This is a genomic window from bacterium, from assembly GCA_016873475.1.
GTDB lineage: Bacteria > Krumholzibacteriota > Krumholzibacteriia > JACNKJ01 > JACNKJ01 > VGXI01.
In genome coordinates this window covers 1-4,400 of record VGXI01000238.1, presented here as the reverse complement: position 1 = coordinate 4,400, position 4,400 = coordinate 1, and the positions used below count along the sequence as shown (strand labels likewise).

Annotated in this window: 5 protein-coding genes; 3 read left to right on the top strand and 2 right to left on the bottom strand. The window is 73.5% G+C overall.

What is annotated here, in order from left to right:
- Nucleotides 1-288: 288 nt before the first annotated feature.
- A complete protein-coding gene (locus tag FJ251_13910) occupies nucleotides 289-915 on the top strand; it encodes a hypothetical protein (GenBank protein ID MBM4118800.1) in 627 nt (208 codons plus the stop codon).
- Nucleotides 912-1,193 carry a helix-turn-helix domain-containing protein gene (locus FJ251_13905; protein MBM4118799.1) on the top strand — a complete coding sequence of 94 codons (282 nt, stop codon included), beginning with the start codon at nucleotides 912-914 and terminating at the stop codon, nucleotides 1,191-1,193. The genes FJ251_13910 and FJ251_13905 overlap by 4 nt, the downstream gene beginning before the upstream one ends.
- Before the next feature lie 27 nt (nucleotides 1,194-1,220).
- Here FJ251_13905 and FJ251_13900 read toward each other — a convergent pair whose 3' ends face one another.
- Both FJ251_13900 and FJ251_13895 read right to left on the bottom strand, forming a co-directional pair.
- The gene (locus FJ251_13900) at nucleotides 1,221-2,342 is read right to left on the bottom strand and encodes a T9SS type A sorting domain-containing protein (GenBank protein ID MBM4118798.1); all 1,122 of its coding nucleotides are present in this window, start codon (nucleotides 2,340-2,342) and stop codon (nucleotides 1,221-1,223) included.
- A gap of 177 nt (nucleotides 2,343-2,519) precedes the next feature.
- Complete coding sequence (locus FJ251_13895) at nucleotides 2,520-2,873, bottom strand: hypothetical protein (GenBank protein MBM4118797.1); 354 nt, start codon at nucleotides 2,871-2,873, stop codon at nucleotides 2,520-2,522.
- 150 nt (nucleotides 2,874-3,023) lie between these two features.
- Between FJ251_13895 and FJ251_13890 the strand changes: the two genes are divergently transcribed.
- Nucleotides 3,024-4,355 (top strand): hypothetical protein, encoded by a 1,332-nt coding sequence (locus FJ251_13890; GenBank protein MBM4118796.1) that lies wholly within the window; start codon nucleotides 3,024-3,026, stop codon nucleotides 4,353-4,355.
- Nucleotides 4,356-4,400: the final 45 nt, after the last annotated feature.

Here is a 4,400-nt window from a genome sequence, read left to right as displayed (position 1 = left end):
GCGTCGCCGACGTCTACGCCGGCGTCGTCATCGTGCTCGCCGTGACGGGGATCTTCCTCGTGCGGGGCCGCAAGGGCCTCATCGGCCGCGGCGGCGTGCTGATGCTGATCGGCATCCTGCTGCCGCTGATCTACGCCTTCGTGGCCGGGGGCAACTAGCCCGCCGCACCCAGCACTCACCCAGAGTCCACCCGGAGAACGGCCCTTCGGCGACGGCGGGGCTTGACAGGTACGCTCGGCTATTGCATACTAGTTTGCAACGCAGACCAGTTTGCTAAAGGAGGCCAACATGGCGACCCCGTCCGAACTGAGAGACCTGGAGACCCGCTCGCAGCGCTACTGGACCCTCGACGGCATCCCCGAGCGGGTGATGGGGCTGGTCTGGCTGCTCTGGAGCGCGGCCTTGATCGCCGAGGACGCCCTGCCCCGCAGCGCCTGGGGCGGTGTCCTGACGATGGCGATCCCCGCCGTCCTCGTGGTGAGCGGAGTCGGCGCCAACTGGCTGATCCGGCGGCTGAAGGAGCGGCTGAGCTACCCGCGCACGGGCTACGTGGGCTACCCCGAGCCCTCGCGGCGGCAGCGCCTGCTGGCGGCCGGCGTGGCCTGCCTGGCCGCGCTCAGCCTGGCGACGCTGATCCTCACGGGACGCGCGGAGGGCATGGAGCGGGTGATCTCCCCGGCGATCGGCCTGGTGATCAGCCTCGCCTTCCTCGTGCTGTCGCTGCGCCAGCGGGCGCCGCATCTCCTGGCCCTGGCCGGCGTGGCCCTGGCGCTGGGCATCGGCATCGGCATGCTGAAGCTGGGCTGGCGCTCGCTGAACTGGCTCTTCATCGGCCTGGGTGCCGCCTCGGTCGCACTCGGCCTCTGGCGCCTGCGCCGCTACCTGGCCGCCCACCCGCGCGAGACCCAGGCATGAGCGAGCTCGACCGCGTGATCCACGAGCCAGCGCGGCTGCGCCTGGTCGCCTTGCTCAGTGGCGTCAAGGAGGCCGACTTCCTCTGGCTGCTCAGCGAGAGCGGCCTGACGAAGGGAAACCTCTCGAGCCATCTCGCCAAGCTGGAGCAGGCGGGCTACGTCGAGGTGGAGAAGACCTTTCGTGGCAAGATCCCGCTCACGCTCCTGCGGCTCACGCGCAGCGGGCGCAGCGCCTTCGCGGGCTACAAGCGCAGCCTGAGCGCGCTCATGGGCGACTAGCGGGGCGGCGTCTCTCCCCGCCCCGCCTCAGCGCAGCTTGAGCAGGCGTCCGCTCCACTCGGCGCCCTCCGCGGCGATGCGCACGAAGTAGAGCCCCGCCGGCTGGGCGCGCCCCGCGCCGTCGCGGCCGTCCCAAGCGAGACCCTGCTCGCCGGCCGCGCCTTCGCCCGCGAAACTGCGCAGGAGGCGGCCCTGCGCGTCGTGGATCGACGCGCGATAGGCGCCCGCAGCGGGCAGCGCGAAGCGAAGCTGCACGGACTCGCGGAAGGGATTCGGCCAGGCGCGCGCGGTGAGCGCGGCGGGCAGCCAGGGCGAGTCCACGGCCGTGGGCGCGAAGCGGTACTGGAGCGCGAGCATGTCCATGTCCGTGCCCGTGGCGTAGCTGTAGCCCACGGCGTAGAGCTCGCCGCCAGGCCCCTGCGCCAGCGCGCGCAGTTCGTCGGTGAGGCTGTCCTCGCCGTCCCACACGAGCGACCAGGCTTCGTCGCCGCTGGCCGGCTCGTAGGCCACCACGGCCGCGTCCCAGGTCGAGGCACCGCCGTCCATGAAGCCCCCCGTGAGGATGAGCCCGCCCGGCCCCACCGTCGCGCAATTGGCGATGTCGTACCAGCCCATCGGGCCGTCCTTGAAGCGCGCCCAGAGCGGGTCGCCCGTGGCCGGGTCGACGCGCAGCGTCATGAAGTTCCCCGCCGAGACGCCCACCACCACCGGCCAGCCGGCGCCGTCGACGATCATCTGCCGCGGGTCGTCGGCGACGCCGCCGTGGTCGATCTGCCGAGTCCACTCGACGGCGCCGTCCGCGCCCGCGTAGCGCGCGAGCACGACGTCGAAGGAGTGGCCCGTCTGCCAGGTCTTGTTGGCCATGAAGACGTCGCTGCCCCCCGCGGCCAGGCCCAGCCAGCCCGACGGCGTCTCGTTGTTGAGGGCGCCCGGGGCGCGGCGGGTCCAGAGCACCTGGCCGTCGCCGGCGGCCAGCTTCAGCGTGAGGAAGTCGGCGGATTCATCCGGGTTCACCGACGTGCCGGTGACGATCAGGTCGCCCGTCGCGTCCACCAGCGCCGCGTAGGCGCGGTCGTTGCGGCCGCCGGCGTCCACCCGATTCACCCAGAGGATCTCGCCGTCGGTGCTGGCCAGGCGCAGGGCGACCACGTCGTCCAGGCGGCCGGCCGTGTAGGCACGGCCCGCGACGAAGGCGTCGCCGTTCGGCGCGACGGCCAGCGCGTAGGCCGTCTCGTGCTGATCACCGGGGGGAGCGTAGTGCTGTAACCAGAGAACCTCTCCGGTCTCGCCGTCCAGCTTCAGGACGACGATGTCGTCGCCGTGCCCTCAGCCGACGCAGCCGACGACATAGCCTACGAGCAGCAGATCGCCGAGCCCGTCCCAGCTCAGCGCGCTCACGGCCATGTCGTTGCCGTCGAAGGAAGGCTGGCGGCGCTCCCAGAGCGTGGCGCCGGTTGCCCGCGAGAGCTTGAGGACGAGCAGGTCCAGGCCTCCCACGCCGTCGTGGCTGGTGCCGGCCAGGACGAGGTTGCCCGCGGGGTCGACGACGGCCAGCCGCGCCTCGTCGACGTAGAGGCCGCCGCCGTCGCGCGTCTCGGCCCACTCAAGGCTGGGCTGAGCGCCGGCCAGGGCCGGCAAGCCGAGGGCGAGGAGAGCGCAGCCAAGGCGCAAGCCCATCATTCGGAGTCCTTTGCGATAGTGGTGGCGACCGCCCGCGGCGCGGCATGGCGCGGCCAGCGGAATTTCAGTCAATGATAACAGCTTCTCCGGACCCTGCCAAGCGGGCAACGCCGGCTTGCCACGGCCCCAGGACGGCCCTAGGATCCGGGCATGCGCCTCATCCCCCTCCTCGTTCTCGCGGTCTTGCTCGCCGCCGCCGACCCTGCCCCGGCCCAAACGCGCACGCCCGACGACCCCTACCCCTGGCTGGGCCGGGCCCCGGCGCGCCAGCCGGCCTACCCGGCGCTCCTGATCAGCGCCCGGGAGCTGGCGCGGCTGCCAACTGCCGAACAGCCGCTGGCCCTCGACCTCCGCCCGGCAGAGGCCTTCGCGCGCGGCCATCTGCCGGGGGCGCGGCCCTTCGACCTCGAGACGCCGCTCGCCGCGGCAATCGCCGCGGGCAGCCCCGCGCCGCTGGCCGCCTGGCTGGGCGAGCAGGGAATCGGCAGCGAGACGCCGCTGCTCCTCTATGCGGATGGCCTCGGGCTGCCGGCGATCGGCCGCACCTTATGGGCGCTCGAGTGGGCAGGCTGCGCGCCGCCGCGGGTGCTCGCGGACGGCATCGAGGCCTGGGCCCGGGCAGGCGGCGTCCTCGAAACGTCGGCGCCCCCCCTCGCGGCGCCACTGCCGGCACCCGCGCCGCGGCCGGGGCTGGCGGTGGACAACGCCTGGATCTTGGCCCGGATGGGCGACACGCGGACGGCCGAGATCCTCGACCTGCGCGGCGAGGCGGCCTGGGCTGGCGAGACGGGGCACATTCCCCACGCGCTCGCCTTCGACCCGGCCCGCCTGCTCAGCGCCGAGGGCGCCTGGCTGCCCCCCGATTCGGCGCGGGCGGTCCTCGCGGCCTTCGGTCCGCGCCCGCGCGATCGCGTGGACCTCGAGGCGACCTTCGTCTTCGCCGGCGCGGACGCCGCCGATCCTCTGCCGGGCTTCTGCTACCTGCTCCTGCGCCTCATCGACGTGAAGGCCGCTGTGCAGCTCGGTGGCTGGGCGGCCTGGCAGGCCGACTCCACGCTGCCGGCGACGCGCATCCTCGACACGGAGGCAATGCGCGCCCTGCTCGGCGCCGGCAACCCCGCACTCGCCGACGAGCGCCAGCCGCGCCTGCCCCTCTTCGACCTGCGCGGCCACGGGGACTTCGCGCGCGAGCACCTGCCGGGCGCCACGCCCCTGCCCGCCCACGTCGTCGACGACTCGCTCACCGTGCTGATCGAGCGCTGGTGGCCGGATCTCGATCCGGCGCGCGACGCCCTGGCCTTCTACTGCTACGGCCTCGATTGCGTGCGCAGCCGCATCGCGGCGACGAAGGCCGCCCGCTTGGGCTGGCGGCACACGCTGATCTACCAGGGCGGCGTGCCGGCTTGGCGCCGGGCGGGACTGCCGCTGCCGGGGCGCGGACCGCAGCCCTTGGCGCCGATCCCGCCGAGCGCCCAGCCCTGAAGCAAACGAAAGGGCCCAGCGCTGCGAAGCGCTGGGCCCGACCCC

Coding starts and splice junctions, on each gene's coding strand:
- FJ251_13910 (MBM4118800.1), top strand. CDS start 289: ATGGCGACCCCGTCCGAACTGAGAGACCTGGAGACCCGCTCGCAGCGC.
- FJ251_13905 (MBM4118799.1), top strand. CDS start 912: ATGAGCGAGCTCGACCGCGTGATCCACGAGCCAGCGCGGCTGCGCCTG.
- FJ251_13895 (MBM4118797.1), bottom strand. CDS start 2,873: ATGATGGGCTTGCGCCTTGGCTGCGCTCTCCTCGCCCTCGGCTTGCCG.
- FJ251_13890 (MBM4118796.1), top strand. CDS start 3,024: ATGCGCCTCATCCCCCTCCTCGTTCTCGCGGTCTTGCTCGCCGCCGCC.